Genomic DNA, 18,034 nt, shown 5'->3' on the forward strand with positions numbered 1-18,034 from the left:
CGCACAAAAAAATTCTCGTTAGAAACCATGTGGAATTATAAGGTTAAATAATTCAATTAGTTAGAATACACCTTAACCCGAGTTGAGGTTAATTATTATAGAACCACAATAAATAAGCCTGAAAACCTAAGTACAACACACTACAACCAATTGCACCTATTAAGCCCCAATAGACTAATTTTAAAAAGAGTTTAACCGGATCATTATTAACTGAACTTCTACTACTCATTTTTTAATACCACTAAAAATAAAAAACGGAATCAATTGTTATTAATTCCGTTTTATATCACAAATATTAAAAAATTAAATAATAAAATTCTAACTAACCAAAATTTAATTATTCAGCTGAAATAACAGTTAATCCGCCCATATAACTTTGTAAAACAGTCGGCACTTTAATTGAACCGTCAGCTTGCTGATAATTTTCTAAGATCGCAACTAAAGTACGGCCTACAGCCAAACCAGAACCATTTAATGTATGTAATAATTCCGGTTTTTTCGCACCTTTACGACGTACTCTGGCTTGCATTCTGCGTGCCTGAAAATCACCCATATTTGAACACGACGAGATCTCTCGATAACAGTTTTGTGCCGGTAACCAAACTTCTAAATCGTAAGTTTTAGTTGAGCCAAATCCCATATCGCCAGTACATAAAGCCATTTTTCGGTAAGGTAACTCTAATAGTTGTAATACCTTTTCTGCGTCTTGAGTTAGGCTTTCTAATGCATCAAATGCATCTTCTGCTTTCACTAACTGAACTAACTCAACTTTATCAAATTGGTGCTGACGAATTAAACCACGGGTATCACGACCTGAAGAACCGGCTTCTGAACGAAAACATGGGGTATGTGCGGTTAATTTAACCGGTAAATCCTCTTCTTCAAAGATTTCGTCACGCGCTAAGTTAGTTAATGGAACTTCAGCCGTTGGAATTAACATTAAACCATAACCATGCTCAGTTTCAGCCTGAGTATGAAATAAGTCTTCACCAAATTTAGGTAACTGACCCGTGCCATATAAACTATCAGCGTTAACTAAATAAGGTACATAAGCTTCCTGATAACCATGTTGCTCTGTATGCAGGTCTAACATAAATTGAGCTAAAGCTCGGTGTAAGCGGGCAACTTTGCCACGCATAACCACAAAGCGAGAGCCTGATAATTTAACACCACTTTCAAAATCCAGACCTTTATTTAAACTTTCAGCTAAATCAACGTGATCTTTTACGGCAAAATCAAATGCTGGAATATCGCCAAACCGGCTCACTTCAACATTATCATTTTCATCTTTACCAACAGGTACAGACTCATCCGGCAGATTAGGAATGCTTAATGCCAGTTGATTCCACTGTTCTAATGCTTCCGCTAACTCAACTTTGGCTTGATCTAACTGTTCACCTAAATTACCAACTTCGGCTAATAAAGGCGCAATATCTTCGCCTTTGGCTTTTGCCTGACCAATCGATTTGGAGCGCGCATTACGCTCGTTTTGTAGTTGCTCTGTTTTTACCTGCAAGGCTTTGCGTTTTTCTTCTAATTGCTCAATTTGCGCAACATCCAGCGCAAATCCACGATCTTGTAAGCGCTGTGCAGTTTGCGCTAAATCATTACGTAAAAATTTAGGATCTAACATTATTTATCCAAATATCTCTTAAATTTTAGTTAAATTTTATGCCGGCTAGTTTACTACCTAACCAAACAGCAAATAAACAAATACCCACATTCAACAATACATTCAGCACAGCTTTAAACCACGCACCTTGTTGAGCCAGTAATAAAGTATCCATTGAAAAAGTAGAAAAGGTTGTTAACGCACCTAAAAAACCAATGCCGATAAAGGTTTTCCAAGGCACCAACTGAAAATAACCATGGGTTATCAGGGTATATAACAAACCAATTAATAGTGAACCTATTACATTGACCAGTAGTGTACCAAACGGAAAGCTTTTCCCAAACCATACAAGCATTAATTGCGACAGAAAATATCGCAAACATGCACCAAAAGCGCCACCTAAGCCAATAAATACATAAGTCATTGCACTATTCATAACGTTTTTGCTCGCTGTTAGCATCTAATCCAGCTAAATATGCAAGCTTTTCACCAATTTTTTTCTCAAGTCCGCGCTCACTCGGAAAATAATATTGCGTCTGTTTAAGCTCTACCGGCATATAAACTTCGCCCGCAGCATAAGCGTTATCTTCGTTATGGGCATAGCGGTATTCAGCACCATGACCTAACGATTTATTAATTGCCGTTGGTGCATTTCTTAAATGATAAGGTACATCATAGCTGGGCAGTTCACGGGCATCTTTAAGCGCGGCTTTAAATGCGGTATACACAGCATTACTTTTTGGAGCACAAGCCATAAAAACTGCGGCTTGCGCAATTGCCCGTTCACCTTCGGCAGGTCCTACTCGGGTAAAACAATCCCAAGCATTTAATGCAATTTGCATCGCTCTTGGATCTGCATTGCCAATATCTTCAGATGCAATCGCCAATAATCTGCGCGCCACATATAAAGGATCAATTCCAGCACTTAACATTCTGGCATACCAATAAAGCGCAGCGTCTGGATCTGAGCCGCGAACCGATTTATGAAAAGCTGAGATTAAATCATAATAAAGATCGCCACCTTTATCAGCGGCCACAACCCGATATTGCAATAAAGTTTCAATGTGCTGCTGTAGAACCAAACGCTCACCTTGTTCATTTGGTTCAATTAAATCGGTTAAAATTTCAAGTTGATTTAATAACTGACGCGCATCGCCAGCAGCATAATCAATTAATTGTTCTGCAATTTTGTCGGCAAAGGTTAAGCTAGCGGCATCGCCACTTCGTGATGGATCTTGTTTAACCTGCGCCAGCAAAGCCATTAACTCTTCCGTTGAGTGTTTTTGTAATAAATAAACCCGCGCTCTTGAAAGCAAAGCACGATTTAACTCAAATCCGGGATTCTCAGTGGTCGCACCAATAAAAATAACTGTGCCATCTTCAATAAAGGGCAAAAATGCATCTTGCTGTGATTTATTAAATCTATGCACTTCATCAACAAACAATACCGTTTTACGACCACTTTGCTGAGCGGTTAATCTGGCAGAATCTATCGCAGCGCGAATATCTTTTACACCGGCTGTTACCGCCGATAAGCGTTCAACATGCGCATCAACATAACGTGCAATCAACTCAGCCAGCGTTGTTTTTCCTGTACCCGGTGGCCCCCATAAAATTAATGAGTGCACTCGTCCGGCCGTTACTGCTTTATATAAAGGTTTATCTTTGGCAAGAATATGAGATTGACCAATATACTGGTCTAAACTAACTGGCCGCATACGTGCGGCCAGTGGAGCATTTACACTGTCAAATAAGCCCGAATCAGCGGCGTTGGTCATCTAGCTCAACACCCTCGGGTAATTCAAAAGTAAAATGTCCATTTTCAAAATCCTGACTGGTTTTAGTCACAAATTCGCTGAAATGATAGCGGCTGGTTTGGCCTTGTTTATCTAATATTGCTAGCTCAGCCAAAGCATTATCCTTGAGAGTTAATTTAACCTGAGCAACATGCGCTTGCTCATCGGTTGTTAAAATCACATACTCGTTTGCAGAATTTTGTTTAATTAAATATTGCTGCCACGCGTCTGACTCTGGCTTTAACAATAATAAAATAGGGTTAGACTGCACCGTGTCTTTTAACCAAGTTGCAGTAACTTGCTCAACAAATGGGTCATAAAACCAGACAGTTTCACCATCTGATTGTAATGTATTTTCATTAGGCTCTGCGGTGACCCATTTAAATTTATCCGGTTGAATTAGCTCAACATAGCCAGTTGCACTTTGCACCACTTGGTTATTAACATCGGTAACTTGCTGGCTGAATTGAGCACTAAACCCAGATAAATCTGCTAATTTTTGTTTTAACGATTCAGTTGCCGGATTTGCCGCGACAAACTGACTGAAACATAATGCAAAAGTAAAAACTATTTTTTTAATCATTTATTAATCCAATCTCGGGGGCGGCGGAGCTAATACTTCACGCGCGCCATTATGACCTGCTGATGTTACGACACCTGTGGCTTCCATTTGTTCCACTATGCGAGCGGCTCTATTGTAGCCGATTCTGAATTTGCGTTGCACACTTGAAACTGAAACTTTTCGAGTTTCAGTAACAAAAACAACCGCTTCATCATATAAAGGATCAGATTCTTCATCCGCCATCATTTCGGCCTGCTCTCCCGGTAGTAAAGCATCTTCAGATGAATCCCCGCTTAATATATCCTCTATATACACAGGTGTTCCACGCGCTTTCCAGTCGGCAACCACAGCATGAACTTCATGATCGTCAACAAATGCGCCATGCACACGGGTCGGGACACTGGTTCCGGCAGGTAAGTACAACATATCACCCATACCTAATAAAGTTTCAGCCCCTTGCTGATCTAAAATGGTTCGGGAGTCGATTTTAGAAGACACCTGAAACGCCATTCGGGTTGGAATATTTGCTTTAATTAAACCGGTAATCACATCAACCGACGGTCTTTGTGTCGCTAATACTAAATGGATGCCGGCGGCACGTGCTTTTTGCGCGATACGGGCAATTAATTCTTCAACTTTTTTACCAACAATCATCATCATGTCGGCGAATTCATCAATAACCACCACAATTGCTGGTAGTTTTTCTAAAAATGGCGCTTCTTCATCCATACTATCGCCCGGTTTCCATAGTGGGTCTCGAATCGGATTGCCATTTTCTTTCGCGTCTAAGATTTTGGCGTTATACCCTTTCATGTTTCTAACACCTAACGCAGACATCAGTTTATAACGACGTTCCATTTCACCAACACTCCAGCGCAGCGCGTTGGACGCTTCTTTCATATCGGTGACTACTTCACATAATAAATGCGGAATGCCTTCATAAACCGATAACTCAAGCATTTTAGGGTCAATCATAATCAGGCGAACATCTTCAGGAGTGGATTTATATAACAAACTTAAAATCATCACATTCACCCCAACAGATTTACCCGAACCTGTTGTCCCCGCAACCAATAAATGCGGCATTTTCGCTAAATCAACCACCACAGGTTTACCGGCAATATCCTGCCCTAATACCATAGTGAGCGGAGATTTCGCTTTTTCAAACTCTTCGCCTTCAATCACCTCAGATAAACGCACAATTTCTCTGTGCTTGTTAGGTAACTCTAAACCGACATAAGATTTACCCGGAATCACTTCAACCACCCGCACACTCACTGCGGATAATGAACGCGCAATATCTTTAGATAAATTAGTGATTTTAGACACTTTTACCCCAGGCGCTAAATCCAGTTCGAGTCTGGTAATAACCGGCCCTGGGTACATGCCAACTACTCTGGCTTCAACCCCAAAGTCTAATAATTTAGCTTCAACTAAACGACTTACCGCATCCATTTCTTCTTGGGTAATTGGATTTGCAGCTTTGTCTGGTCTGTCTAGTAACTCAAACGAAGGCAAAACAGTCGTTGGCTTTTGTGGCTGCTCAGCACTGGCATTAATTAAGTCATTTAATTGCTGCTGCATTGGCGATACCGTTTTAGCCGGTGATGACTCAGCCTGAGCTTGTGTCGAATCTGGTTTAGATTGCGGCTCAGGTTTAAATTCGGTTTTGGCTTGCAGATCCGCTTTTGGTGTATTTTGTGTTTGTTCCAAAGGTAAGCGGGTTTGCATTTCGTCATCGTCCAGTTCAGGTAAATCCCCTATCACTGGCTCTGCATACGTTTCGTCTTTAGCTGAATTTTGAGTTGCTGGCTGAGATTCGGTTTTATCGCGCTTAAACCATTTGCTAATCGTATTAGTTTTTTCTTCTGGATGACGGGCTTTATCCGCGGCGATAGATTCTTCAGCAGAAAAAGTCATTTCTTCAGCATCGGCGGGTTGTTGGCTTTGGCTAAACTGATTAAAAAAGTCATTGGCCAGCTCAGCGTCTTTATTTTGCTGATAACTAATTTGAGCAGTGTGAGCTTTATTGTGCTCGGCTAGTTGAGCTTTTTCTTGCGGATCATCATCTAATTCAATCACTAAATGATCATCCTGCTGTTTATCTTTAGTCCAACCCAATTCACCTTTACTTAAAGCTTGTAATTTTTGCCAGATAAAACGGCCAGCTTCAATTAAATATTCACCGGTTTTATCGACTAAATACAGCCATGAAACGCCAAATAATAACGTTACCCCAGTACAAAAAAAGCAGAGTAATAATAAAGTCGTACCGACAAAATTAAAGTAAGGTAATAAAGATTCACTGATTAAATCACCAAGTAAACCACCGGATGAATAATCAAATAAATTACTTAAATTCATACTCGCAAGCGAGGTAGTTGAAACCAGTAATAAAATAAATCCAATTATTTTTAAGCCTAAAGCTAAAAAGTCAATTTCAAAAAAGTTTGGTTTTTTCTGAAAAATAGCCCAGCCTAAAAAAGCTGTCGCAATTGGCACTGTGTAGGCAATAAACCCTAAAAAGAAAAATAATAAATCAGACAGCCATGCACCTGCAGCACCCGCTAAATTATTAATTGGCACATCATAACCAGACTGACTCCAACTTGGGTCGAGCGGATTAAATGACACCAATGAAATAAGTGTAAATAAAGCACAACCAGCAAACGTAATAAGCCCGACTTCGAGCAACCGCTGGATACCTGTTAATGATTCTTTTTGCTTGATACCGTTCAAACTATTTTTATACCTTTGTTGAATCTACTGCCCAATCTGACTGTCCTATTCTAAACAGGATTGAGTTAAATTCACATCCTTGTTAAGCAGTTATTGTGATCCATCTTTAAATGATTTTTAAAATCTTATCTTATTTCACCTAAACTTAAATTTAAATAAACCATTATTCAGTGGAGTCGGTATGCAAATAGGTATTCCTAAAGAAATTAAAAACAATGAATACAGAGTTGGTTTATTGCCTCAGTATGTTGAGCAACTTTGTCAAAATGGACATCAGGTTTGGGTTGAACATAATGCAGCAAGCGGCATTCAGATAACAGATCAGGATTATCTAACTGCCGGAGCTAAAATAGTTGATCAGGCAGCGCTTTATCAACAAGCTGAGTTAATCGTAAAAGTAAAAGAGCCGCAGCCAAGTGAATATGCATTACTTAACGCCAAACATATTTTATTTACTTTTTTACACCTTGCCGCCAGCCAATCGCTGACACAAGCATTAACTCAAAGCGGTGCAACTTGTATTGCTTACGAAACCATTGAACTGGCTAATGGCCAACTCCCCTTGCTCTATCCAATGTCTGAAATTGCCGGACGATTATCGATTCAGGCCGGTACTCACATGCTTGAAAAAGCACAAGGTGGCATGGGTAAATTATTGGGCGGTTTAGCTGGTGTTGCTCCCGCGCATGTGGTTATTATAGGCGCTGGTATTGTTGGCCAAAATGCATTGCAAATGGCATTAGGTTTACAAGCAAATGTAACAATTTTAGATACCAATATAGAAAAACTCAGATTAATTAAAAGCCAATATCCGACTCAAGTAACTTGTTTATTATCTGATCCGGTTAATTTAAAAGCCGCAGTTTTATCGGCCGATTTAGTCATTGGTTCGGTTTTACAGCCGGGTAAAAAAGCCCCTCAAATTTTACCTAAAAGCTGGCTCAAACAAATGCCAAAAGGGGCTGTTTTAGTCGATGTTGCTATTGATCAAGGTGGCTGTTTTGAAACCTCTAAACCAACTACACATCAAAACCCAGCTTATATAGTCGATGATATTGTGCATTATTGTGTTGCTAACATGCCGGGTGCAGTGCCTTTAACAGCGACTCAGTCGCTCAATAATGCCACCTTTAAATATATTAAAGCGATTGCTGATTTAGGGTTAACCCAAGCTTGCAATACTTTTAACGAATTAAATTCTGGTATTAATATTCGCCAGAATAAAATTTGTCATCCAGATATTGCTGAAAGTTTTGGGTTAAAGATTTGATTCAGCCAACAGTGTTTTTAATGACTCTACAGGCATAGGTTTAGCGTAAAAGTAACCCTGAATACAATAACAGCCTTGAGCTAATAAAAAGTCACTTTGCGCCTGACTTTCAACTCCCTCGGCTATTATCTCAAGCCCAAGCTTTTGTGCCATTGCAATAATTGCACTGGTGATTTCCACATCCTGCTGATCGGCCGGAATATCCCGAATAAACGTGCGGTCAATTTTAATACAATGAATTGGGAACTGTTTTAAATAAGCCAGTGATGAGTAACCCGTGCCAAAATCATCCACCGATAAGCGGCATCCCAGCGCTCTTAACTGCTGCATTACATCAATAGCTTGGGTGGTATTTTCCATTAACACGGACTCAGTTAACTCAAATTCAAGCTGCTTTGGTGAAACTTGATATTCAGCAATCACATCATTAACCTGAGACAAAAAGTTTTTAGCAAAAAACTGACTGCCGGATAAATTAACTGAAATCCCTTCAATGCCTAAACTCGTTAAAATACCTTGAGAGTTGGTTAAGTGTATACACACCTGTTTTAATACTAGCAGGCCTAACTCATGAATTAATCCGGTTTCTTCTGCTAATGGAATAAATACATCCGGTGGAATAAAACCATCTTCTTCATCAATCCATCTCACCAGAGCCTCAGCCCAATAAAATCGCCCTAAAATAGTATTATATTGAGGCTGTAAATAAACTTGTATGACTCCACTAGTCAAAGCTTTTTTCAGTTTTTGCTCTAAACGAATTTTATTTTTTATTTCAGCATCTAGCGTATAACTGAAATAAACGGCTTGATTACGGCCAAAATCTTTAGCCTTATATAACGCAATATCTGCATTACGGATTAACTCCATGCCGGTTTGCCCATCTTTAGGATAAACCGCAATACCGATAGAAGCTGTAACATCCAGCAGAGAGTGATGCTCCATTGGAGTAATTAATTTCGCCAGCATTTCATGAATAAGCTTATCTAACTTTGGCAATACTGAAGCATCACGGATTAAAATCATGAACTCATCTCCGCCCATACGTGAAACTAGATCTTCAGAAGAAACTAGCCGGGTTAACTTATTCGCTATTGTTTGTAAAAGCATATCCCCAGCTTCATGCCCTAAACTATCATTTACTCGTTTAAAGTGATCCAGGTCCAGCATCAAAACTGCCATAGTTTGTTTTAATTTTGCAGCATTAGCCACTTCTAGCTGTAAATGATCATTAAAAAAGCGACGGTTAGCTAAACCTGTTAGAGGGTCCTGAAAAGCTAATTTTTCGAGTTCAGCCCGTGCTTGTTTTAATTCTGTTACATCTAATAAAGAGCCAATCGTGCCGGTAAACCCATTAGCTTCAAGCTGTACAGGTGCAAGTTGCTCTAAAAAAGTTTTAACCTGCCCACTATTAGAACAAAATTGATATTCTACAATTTTGGGTTGGATATTTTCTCTATTATCATCAAGTGTGTGAACAACACGGGATAAATCTGATGCTTCAATTTGCTGGAAATAATCTTGAATATTAAGTGGCAATTGCAATTGGGTCATTTGCTGCCATTTTTGATTTACAAAAAGATAGTCATCGTTTTGATCACGTAAAAATATTCCTATAGGTGCATTTTCGGCTAAAGTTCTGAATCTCTGCTCTGATATTTGTAACTTATTATGCTCTTTAGCCAAGCTATTCAACATATTATTAAATACATCGACTAAAGCACCAACCTCATCATTTTTAACTTTTTTTGCTCTAGTTTCAGAAAATACATTTTGAGTAATACTGAGTGCGGTACTATGGAGTTGTTGTAAAGGTGCAAGTACTCGCTTTAAAAAATGTTCAGTTAATACATAAATAGTTAATAAAGCAATCACCAAAACAGCAGAAAGCATAGCTAAAACATAGGTTTGCGTGGTTGTAACATAATCCAAGTTAGATTGAATAACTAACATACCAATTAGTTCATCATGCTCAACCACAGGCAAAGAAAAAGTTAAGCTATCCTCTGTAAATTGATGAAAAGAGCGTACAGTTAAAGTTGTTTGATTCTGACATTGCTGTAGTTGAGGGTGAGTAGAAAACTCAGCAAAGAAATTTCCTTCCTGATTATATAAACAAATTTGTTCGATAGCTGGATGGTATTTAGCCGCAGATAAATTCACCGTTGCTGTATTTTGATCATTAAAGACTAGAGCAACTGTAGTTCGATTAGCTAAAATCTCAGCGATTACATTTAAATCAGTTAATAATTTATCTTTTACTAACTCACGTTCAACGTAAGACAAAACACTACCCACAGTTATAAAACATAGCAATAAAACCAAAGCTAAACGTTTTATAATAGACAACTTCAAGGATTGTCGGGGCTGTTGCATGTTATTTGCCCTTAATCTCGCCAGCCAATTCTAATAACGAGGAGCTAAATACAACGTTATTATCTTTGGCTTGCTTTAAGTTAACTTTAAACCCTATACCGTTGTTTCTTTTATAGATTTCTATAGATGAAAAACTTAAGCCACTAGCGCACCCATCACATACAATCAATTGTTTTTGTAAGCTAGCACTCAAATAGTTTTCAAAGAGCTTTTGGTTTGTATTTTCACCACTAATAATGACATGACATTTAACTGTGTCATCTATGCTTTTTTCGTATTTAGTTAATCTTAACTGTTTACGATTCACCCTTAGTCCAGATATCACCGAACTCAACTTAGCTTCAACAAAGGGAGAACCAACAGTACAGACTTCAATTTCCCTGTCATTATCAGTTAAGGGCAATTGAGTATATCTTAAAATACCAATTACCATCGCAGCCCGGAGGCTTTCTTCATCAGGCTGATTAATTAAAGCTTGTGCAAAGGGCACAAATATAAAGTGCAGCAATAAAATAATTAATTGTATCTTTGTAAAAATACGCCTACTTTTCATCCTTTATCCATTAATAAGCTGAAACGACTACAAAATCCATCTAAATGTTTCTAATCTTTAATCCACTTAGTGTAGCAAGCAACCCTAATTGTTACTAGCTGGTTTAAAAAAATTGAAGATAAAAGTTAATTTAATTCATGGTTTACTTGGCTTGCTAGTCGAGTTAATAGATCAGCGGTAGAGTCGACAAAACTTCTATAACCAGCTTCTAACTGTGGTTGCTGAAAATTAAAATAATGCCGTTCGATTCCGTCTGTTTGGTGTTTTTCAATCCACCAATAACCCGATAAATAGACTTTCCCATTAACCGAACCATATAAACGCTCAATTTCAATAATCAGTTTAGTTTTATCTAAACGCTGAGGCACTGTTAGCTGTTTTAAAAGTTGCTTGCTCATATAGCGATGAATTAATAACTCAAGAGGCTCTGCCCATCTATGATAATGAGCGAATGTTAACTCGCTTTGCTCATTTTCAATAACCAGTGAATCTTGTTTCAAATATTCAGCAACATTAATCTCTAATTGAATATTGGATGTAGTCTGTTCCAAAGATTGGTATGGCAAAAGATAATACTTAATCTGAGGGGGCTCAGAAGCACAGCCGAACAAAAAACAACTAAAAATAACGACGAGTAAGCCTAATTTTCTTTTCATTTATCACTCCCAGGAATTAAATCTGAGTGTTTATCAGCCCCAAAAATAACTGAGTTCGGTTTTTGCTCAACTTTATCGGCAGCCCGCTGTACACTATTAAGCGTTGATTTTAATTTCAATAATGTATTATTTAATTCATTAGTTAACCCTGAATCAGAGGTTAAATTATTTAAACTGGTTTGTGTCGCTTCAATTAACTGATTTAATTTAACCGGCAACTCGTTTAATGCCTCTGAGCCAACAAAATTATCAGTTGACTGCACCAGCTTATTTAAACTGTTAACCGTTTGCTCCAACGAGCTAACGGTTTTATTCACCCCAGCCAAAGTTTGGTTAATTTGTTCAACACTTTGTTCAAGTGGCAATTGATTCAGCTTATGTGTAAAAGCTGTCATATTTGATATTAAACTATCTAAATCATCCGCAGTGGTTGGAATACTGTGATAACGCCCAACTTTTTGCATTGTGCCGGCGGCCAGATCTGGATAAAAATCTAACTGAATAAAACTTTGCCCTGTTACCAAACTTCCAGTTTTTAGTGCAGCTTTTAAACCTCGATTAATGTGGGTTCTAAGTAGTTTGGTTAATTTATCGGCCGATTTAGGACCATCTTCATCTATCATTCTGCCCGGATCTATTCTAATTAAAACCGGTACTTTAGGGTTTTGTGCTTGCTCAAACTGCTCTTTTGGCAAATATTTAAAATCAATATCAATTACGCTACCAACTTTAATGCCTCGATATTCAACCACTTCACCCACATTGAGCCCTCTAACTGAACGGTCAAACAATAGTAAATAATCAGCTGAATATTGATACGGATGCTTATCAATAGATTGTCTGTCTGCATATAAGGTGAATTCAGTTCCATCAACAACTTGCCGCCCGGGTTTAGCAAATTTAGGCAAGTCAAATGCTATCCCGCCAGTTAGCGTTGTTTCCATCGCATCAGTATGCATGGCAACACTTTGCGCATTGATGTGTAATGAAATTCCACTCGCATTATAAAATCGGGTATGGCTTGTAACCATTTTGTCATAAGGCGATTCAATAAATAAGCTAGTTTTAAGCTGGCTTGCGTTTAAAATTTCAATTTGTGTTACTTGTCCAACTTCAAACCCTTTAAATAGAACTGGATCACCCGCATTTAATGACGCTGCAGAATCACTAATTAAATAAATATTTAAGCCTTTTTTATTAGCTGGTGTTAATGGAGGGTTCTCTAAGCCAATAAAACTGGTTTTCCCAGGATAATCATTGCCCGGCTCCAGCTCTATATAGGCACCCGATAGCAAAGTCCCTAAACCGGAAATACCTTTTGAACCAACTCTGGGTTTAACCACCCAAAACTGAGAGTCTTGGCGTAACAAATCCTCAGCTTGCGATTTAATTCTCGCCAATACCCTGACAGTTTTCAGATCTTGATTAATTTCGACCTGAGTAACGACCCCAACTTCAACATTGAGTGTTTTAATTAAAGTTCTACCAGCTTCAATCCCTTCAGCACTTTCAAAGCGTATTTCAATTTCGGTACCACGTTGCATATAATGCTGCACAACAAACCATAGACTTACAACAATCGCTATCAGTGGAATAATCCAAACTGACGATAAACGTGTTTGCTTTTTTATAATAGGATTATTCATTTTGCTCCTAAAGTTTACATCTAATGATGGTCTTCATCCTGAGTATCCCAGATTAATCTAGGATCAAACGCCTCTGCTGCTAGCATGGTTGCAATAACAACACCGGCAAAAGCCAATGCAGCTATACCGGGCTCAACAATTAAAATACCGCCTAACTGTAATAAAGCCATTAAAATTGCAACCACAAAAATATCTATCATCGACCAGCGTCCTATCAGTTCAGTGTACTTATAAATCACTGTGCGTTCTTTTTTATGTGTTTTCAGTTTAATTTTAAGAGAAAAGCATAGCCAAGCCAAAACCAAAATTTTAGCTATCGGAATCACTACACTGGCAAAAAAGATAACTAAAGCAATAAAGTAAGAACCTTGCTGCCATAACTCTATTACCCCGCCAACAATAGTATTCGGTTGACTACGTGTGAACGCAATTGTTGTCATAACAGGATATATACTGGCCGGAACATACAGAATCATAGCCGTTAATAACCAAGCTAATGTTCTCTCATAAGAGCGTCTTCTTCTAATATACACAGGCTCATCACAAGTTTCACAACGCAGAGCTGAAGTTGGATTTAAATGATGACAACATAAACACAGCATTAGGTTGGCTGATTTTGCTGTTTTAATCTCTCGTGACATCTTACTTTTTCCAAATATTGCCAAAACCTACGTCTATCTAAATTAGCTAGGGCTGAGGATAAACAAATACTAAAACTAATATAGCCCCATAAACCAATTCCAAATTCAATATTTGCCATTGAAGCTAGCTTAGTTAAACTGGCTAAAACAGCAACTAAATAAACATCTACCATACTCCAGCTTTTCAACTTAAAAATATAACGTGCGATCCAGCAAGTTCCAATAGGTAAACTACGCATAAATATCATTGGCCACAATATATAAACCAGACCAATTAATAAAAGGAAAGGAAGCAAAAGCACTACAAAAAAGACTAAAACAGCCAGCAACTCCTGTCCATGGTTCCAAAATTCAAAGCTGGCTTGCCATAACAGCATTTCATTTTGTTGCCCTTGAACACCAATTGATAAAAATGGAAACGTATTGCTCAAAATAAATAAAAATATAGATGCGATCGAAAATGATAAAGTAAACTGTAAGCTATATTTAGGCCTGTGACTTACTCTGTGTCCACAACGTGGACAAAATGCACACTCATTATGACTCAAAACGGGGGCATTTAATAAATAATCACAATGTTCACAGGCGGTATATTGCTTCACTTAAAAATACCCACGTATTCGTCCAATAAATGAGCCACTTGAATAACAGAGGACTGTCCTATCTCAATTGCTTCTTCTGCTCGATTGAACTCCATAATACCAATATGTCCAACTTTAGGTTGAATTAGAATATCTGGTGGATCGGCGGCTAAACGGCTACGAGTAATGCGATTTTGCATTATATCAATTGCCCCATTTGCAACAGCCATAAAACCAGGAGTTGATGGGCCGCCAGAATTTCTCTTTTTAATGATGTTTTCAATAAAATTTTTGCTATTACCTAATAAATCTTGAAATTTATTAGGTTGCTCCTGCACTTTCTCTTCTGTCGCATCTTTATACAAAACATCGTGAGGATTAGTCAAAGGCTGTGGTTTTCCTGAGTTTAAGTCTATTGCGATCACATGGGTTGCTCCCATAGCGCGACATACAGAAACCGGAACAGGGTTGACAACAGCACCGTCAATCATCCAGTGCTGATTAATAAACTGCGGCGCTAAAACCCCCGGAATCGCACAAGAAGCCCGAATTGCATCTAATAAAGAGCCTTCATTAAATACATGTTCTCGCCCGGTATAAAGTTCAGTGGCAACAGCTGCAAATTCAGTAGTGCAGTCTTCAATTTTAGTTGCCCCCATAGTTGCCTTTAATTGGGAAAATAAACGTCCACCAGATACAACACCTCCCTGTCCCATTCCCCAGTCTAATAAACGAATAACTTGCCAAGTATCTAAAGTTCTCACCCAAGTTTCTAACTCTTCGAGCCTTTGAGTACAATAAGCAGCTCCAACAAGAGAACCGATTGAGCAACCCACGACTAAATCTGGCTTTAATCCCATTAAACTAAGCTGATTTAAAATACCTATTAGTGACCATCCTCTAGCGGCGCCACTACCAAGCGCAAGCCCTAGCTTAGCTTTTTTAGTTGTTTGCATTTTTCACCCCTTACAAAAAATTAACAAACTAAGCTCATCAAATTTTTTTATTTAACAAAACACTTGATTTAGCCAAAATAAAATTAGATTATCAATTTGTCAGCTAAAAATCTTGATATATAAGAACCAGCCTGCAAATATTTATTTATGACGTAGTCTCCTAATATATTTTTTATTAACTACAATAAAAATAAACCGCTTTACATGGAATAAAAGATGTTTTTTTACGCAGCAAGACAGCCTATCTTTAATAAAAATAAAGAATTATTTGCATACGAGCTTTTATTCAGAGATAGCATTATAAATGCATTCCCAAATATAGATGGTGATCAGGCTACCTCAAAGCTAATAGAAGGAAGTCAGTTTAATCTAGGGCTTGAAGATTTCACAGATCATCACCCTGCATTTATTAATTTTTCAGATGAACTTATTATCAAAGGCTACCCTCAACTCATACCTAATGATCAGCTGGTTGTTGAGATTTTAGAAAACGCACGACCAACAAAAAAATTATTACAAAGTGTTATTGAGCTGAAAAATGCGGGTTATAAAGTAGCTTTAGACGATTATGAGCACAACCCGGTCTGGCTTCACTTTTTTCCTTATGTCGACATAATTAAGGTTGATCTTAGAGCATCATCTGCTGAGCAAATATTAGAAATCAAACAAGCTGCCAGTGCTTACCCAATAGATCTATTAGCTGAAAAAGTAGAAACCTATGAAGAATTTAATGCCGCTATAGAATTAGGTTTTAAGTATTTTCAGGGATATTTTTTCAGTGAACCTGAAATGATGCAAAGTAAAGCCTTAGCACCTTCTCAATTAAGCTTAGCTGAACTCCTATACGAATCATCTAAGCCTGAAATAGATTTAGACACTATTATTGATATTTTTCAGCGTGATGTCACGTTATCCTTTAAATTGCTCAGATACGCAAATTCAGCCATTTTCAAACGCAGAAATGACATAGAAACCATACGACAGGCAATTGTTGTTCTTGGGCAATTAGAGCTTAAAAAGTTTTTAGCTGTATTATTTGCAGCTCAAATAAATACAACTAAACCTATTGAGCTTGTCCGATTATCTATGTCTAGAGCTAATTTTTGTGAGGCGATAGCCAAACATCATGCTCAATTGCGAGACCCTTCAACAGCTTTTTTAAGTGGGATGCTATCCGTCATTGATGCCATTTTAGATGAGCCAGTAGAAAGTGTAATGAATAAATTACCTTTATCTGAAGATATTAAAAATGCTTTGATTAATAAAAAAGGGATCATAGCTGACTATTTGAGCCTAGTAGAACATTATGAAAAAGCTCAATGGACAGAAGCTAACTTACTCATAAACAAGCTTGATTTAGAACCGGACCAAGTACCGGAGTTTTATAATACAGCTATTCAATGGGCTAGTGAGCACGCGGCAAAAATTGCTAATTAATAAAGTAACCCTTGTTCAAACTTGTCTGGTTTGACTAGCGTTTAAAGCCGTTATTAACTATAAATTAGAGAACAAATACAACTCTAAAAATACAGGTTTGGGTTTGTGCCTACTCTGTCAGGAGATAAGTATTATGTTCCGGTTCTTTGCTTTCCTATTTTTATTGCTCTACTCCACCTATGTAAATGCGATTAAAATTACTTTTGTCTTACCATCTTATGAAGAGCATACTTTTTGGTTTTATGTTGCTGATAATATTAGAGGAATAGCTAAGCAAACGCCTTACGAAGTCGATATTATTCACATCGCAAACAATAGATTTACTCAATTAGACGTCATTACTCGTATAGTCAACTCTGACGCCAAGCCTGACTATTTGGTGTATCGACCATTTATCAATGCTGGTTTACATACCTTTAAATTCTTAGAAAATAAAAAAGTAAAATTTATTACTTTAGAGCAAGTACTCACTGGTAATCAAAAACTAGAGGCTGGTGGTCCGGGTGAAAAATTTAAATATTGGCTTGGAGTAATTGATTACGCTCAAACTCAAGCTGGCGAATTATTAGCGCATACTTTGATCAAGAGCTACAGGCAAATCCTACCCGAAAAGCCAGTTTATATTACTGGCTTTAGTGGTGTTCACGATGCATTATCAGAGAATAGAAATAAAGGGTTATTAAAAACCGAGAATAAACAATTAAATATTTTTGTGAATCAAATTTTTCAAATGAATTTTGAACGAAAATTAGTTGCAGAACGTTTTGACAAAGTAGTTGAGCGTTATCCAAATACCAATACTTATTGGTGTGCCAGTGCCCAGATGGCATTAGAAACCCTACACCAGTTAAAAAAACATCCACTACATGCTAATCATTATATTTCCATTGGTGGCTTTGATTGGTTACCAGAAGCAATAGAAAAAGTCGAGAGTGGTGAATTAACAGCTCTAGTTGGTGGCGCATTTTTAATGGGTAGTAAAGCCTTACAATATATTTATTATTACGAGAACGGTATCAACAAATTTACTCAAAGTGAAACCATACCCTTTGAATTAATTATCCAAGATAATGCATCTGCTTATTTAGATTTTATTAAAAATAAAAAGTGGAGAACAGCAGATTATTCGCCTTATTTAAAGGCTGAACAACCAAAACCTTTAACCGTTGAATCTTTAATTAACCATTTTTAGCGTCTTTGATATTCCTT

Annotated in this window: 16 protein-coding genes; 3 read left to right on the top strand and 13 right to left on the bottom strand. The window is 37.7% G+C overall.

Going from position 1 to position 18,034, the window contains the following annotated elements; all coding sequences use genetic code 11:
• Window positions 1–88: 88 nt before the first annotated feature.
• The 6 genes from N7931_RS10180 to N7931_RS10205 all read right to left on the bottom strand — a co-directional run bounded on the left by N7931_RS10180 (window position 89) and on the right by N7931_RS10205 (window position 6,709).
• Window positions 89–229 (bottom strand): hypothetical protein, encoded by a 141-nt coding sequence (locus N7931_RS10180; protein ID WP_262793836.1) that lies wholly within the window; start codon window positions 227–229, stop codon window positions 89–91.
• A gap of 108 nt (window positions 230–337) precedes the next feature.
• On the bottom strand, window positions 338–1,633 hold the full coding sequence (serS, locus tag N7931_RS10185) for a serine--tRNA ligase (RefSeq protein ID WP_262793837.1): 1,296 nt from the start codon (window positions 1,631–1,633) through the stop codon (window positions 338–340).
• A gap of 25 nt (window positions 1,634–1,658) precedes the next feature.
• A complete protein-coding gene (gene crcB, locus N7931_RS10190; protein ID WP_262793838.1) occupies window positions 1,659–2,048 on the bottom strand; it encodes a fluoride efflux transporter CrcB in 390 nt (129 codons plus the stop codon).
• A complete protein-coding gene (locus N7931_RS10195) occupies window positions 2,041–3,390 on the bottom strand; it encodes a replication-associated recombination protein A (RefSeq protein ID WP_262793839.1) in 1,350 nt (449 codons plus the stop codon). The genes crcB and N7931_RS10195 overlap by 8 nt, the downstream gene beginning before the upstream one ends.
• Window positions 3,374–3,991 (bottom strand): outer membrane lipoprotein chaperone LolA, encoded by a 618-nt coding sequence (lolA, locus tag N7931_RS10200; protein ID WP_262793840.1) that lies wholly within the window; start codon window positions 3,989–3,991, stop codon window positions 3,374–3,376. Before lolA ends, N7931_RS10195 begins: the two co-directional genes overlap by 17 nt.
• 3 nt (window positions 3,992–3,994) lie before the next feature.
• Entirely contained in the window at window positions 3,995–6,709 is a 2,715-nt protein-coding gene (locus tag N7931_RS10205; RefSeq protein WP_262793841.1) for a DNA translocase FtsK, read from the bottom strand.
• Window positions 6,710–6,890: 181 nt separating this feature from the next.
• Between N7931_RS10205 and ald the strand changes: the two genes are divergently transcribed.
• Entirely contained in the window at window positions 6,891–7,979 is a 1,089-nt protein-coding gene (gene ald / locus N7931_RS10210) for an alanine dehydrogenase (RefSeq protein WP_262793842.1), read from the top strand.
• Here the strand turns inward: ald and N7931_RS10215 are convergent.
• The 7 genes from N7931_RS10215 to rssA all read right to left on the bottom strand — a co-directional run bounded on the left by N7931_RS10215 (window position 7,968) and on the right by rssA (window position 15,388).
• On the bottom strand, window positions 7,968–10,265 hold the full coding sequence (locus tag N7931_RS10215) for an EAL domain-containing protein (RefSeq protein ID WP_262793843.1): 2,298 nt from the start codon (window positions 10,263–10,265) through the stop codon (window positions 7,968–7,970). The two genes, ald and N7931_RS10215, sit on opposite strands and share 12 nt — an antisense overlap.
• Before the next feature lie 91 nt (window positions 10,266–10,356).
• Window positions 10,357–10,908, bottom strand: a complete 552-nt coding sequence (locus tag N7931_RS10220; protein ID WP_262793844.1) for a YfiR family protein — start codon at window positions 10,906–10,908, stop codon at window positions 10,357–10,359.
• A 125-nt stretch (window positions 10,909–11,033) separates the two neighbouring features.
• Entirely contained in the window at window positions 11,034–11,564 is a 531-nt protein-coding gene (locus N7931_RS10225; protein ID WP_262793845.1) for a membrane integrity-associated transporter subunit PqiC, read from the bottom strand.
• A complete protein-coding gene (pqiB, locus tag N7931_RS10230; protein ID WP_262793846.1) occupies window positions 11,561–13,210 on the bottom strand; it encodes an intermembrane transport protein PqiB in 1,650 nt (549 codons plus the stop codon). The genes N7931_RS10225 and pqiB overlap by 4 nt, the downstream gene beginning before the upstream one ends.
• Before the next feature lie 20 nt (window positions 13,211–13,230).
• Entirely contained in the window at window positions 13,231–13,851 is a 621-nt protein-coding gene (locus tag N7931_RS10235) for a paraquat-inducible protein A (RefSeq protein ID WP_262793847.1), read from the bottom strand.
• Window positions 13,812–14,453 (bottom strand): paraquat-inducible protein A, encoded by a 642-nt coding sequence (locus tag N7931_RS10240; protein WP_262793848.1) that lies wholly within the window; start codon window positions 14,451–14,453, stop codon window positions 13,812–13,814. Before N7931_RS10240 ends, N7931_RS10235 begins: the two co-directional genes overlap by 40 nt.
• Entirely contained in the window at window positions 14,450–15,388 is a 939-nt protein-coding gene (gene rssA, locus N7931_RS10245) for a patatin-like phospholipase RssA (protein ID WP_262793849.1), read from the bottom strand. Before rssA ends, N7931_RS10240 begins: the two co-directional genes overlap by 4 nt.
• A gap of 216 nt (window positions 15,389–15,604) precedes the next feature.
• On the opposite strand from rssA, the gene N7931_RS10250 reads away from it, so the two are divergent.
• Window positions 15,605–16,825 carry an EAL and HDOD domain-containing protein gene (locus tag N7931_RS10250; protein ID WP_262793850.1) on the top strand — a complete coding sequence of 407 codons (1,221 nt, stop codon included), beginning with the start codon at window positions 15,605–15,607 and terminating at the stop codon, window positions 16,823–16,825.
• A gap of 133 nt (window positions 16,826–16,958) precedes the next feature.
• Window positions 16,959–18,017 carry a substrate-binding domain-containing protein gene (locus N7931_RS10255; RefSeq protein WP_262793851.1) on the top strand — a complete coding sequence of 353 codons (1,059 nt, stop codon included), beginning with the start codon at window positions 16,959–16,961 and terminating at the stop codon, window positions 18,015–18,017.
• Window positions 18,018–18,034: the final 17 nt, after the last annotated feature.

Source organism: Catenovulum sp. 2E275, from assembly GCF_025515275.1.
Taxonomy (GTDB): Bacteria; Pseudomonadota; Gammaproteobacteria; order Enterobacterales; family Alteromonadaceae; genus Catenovulum.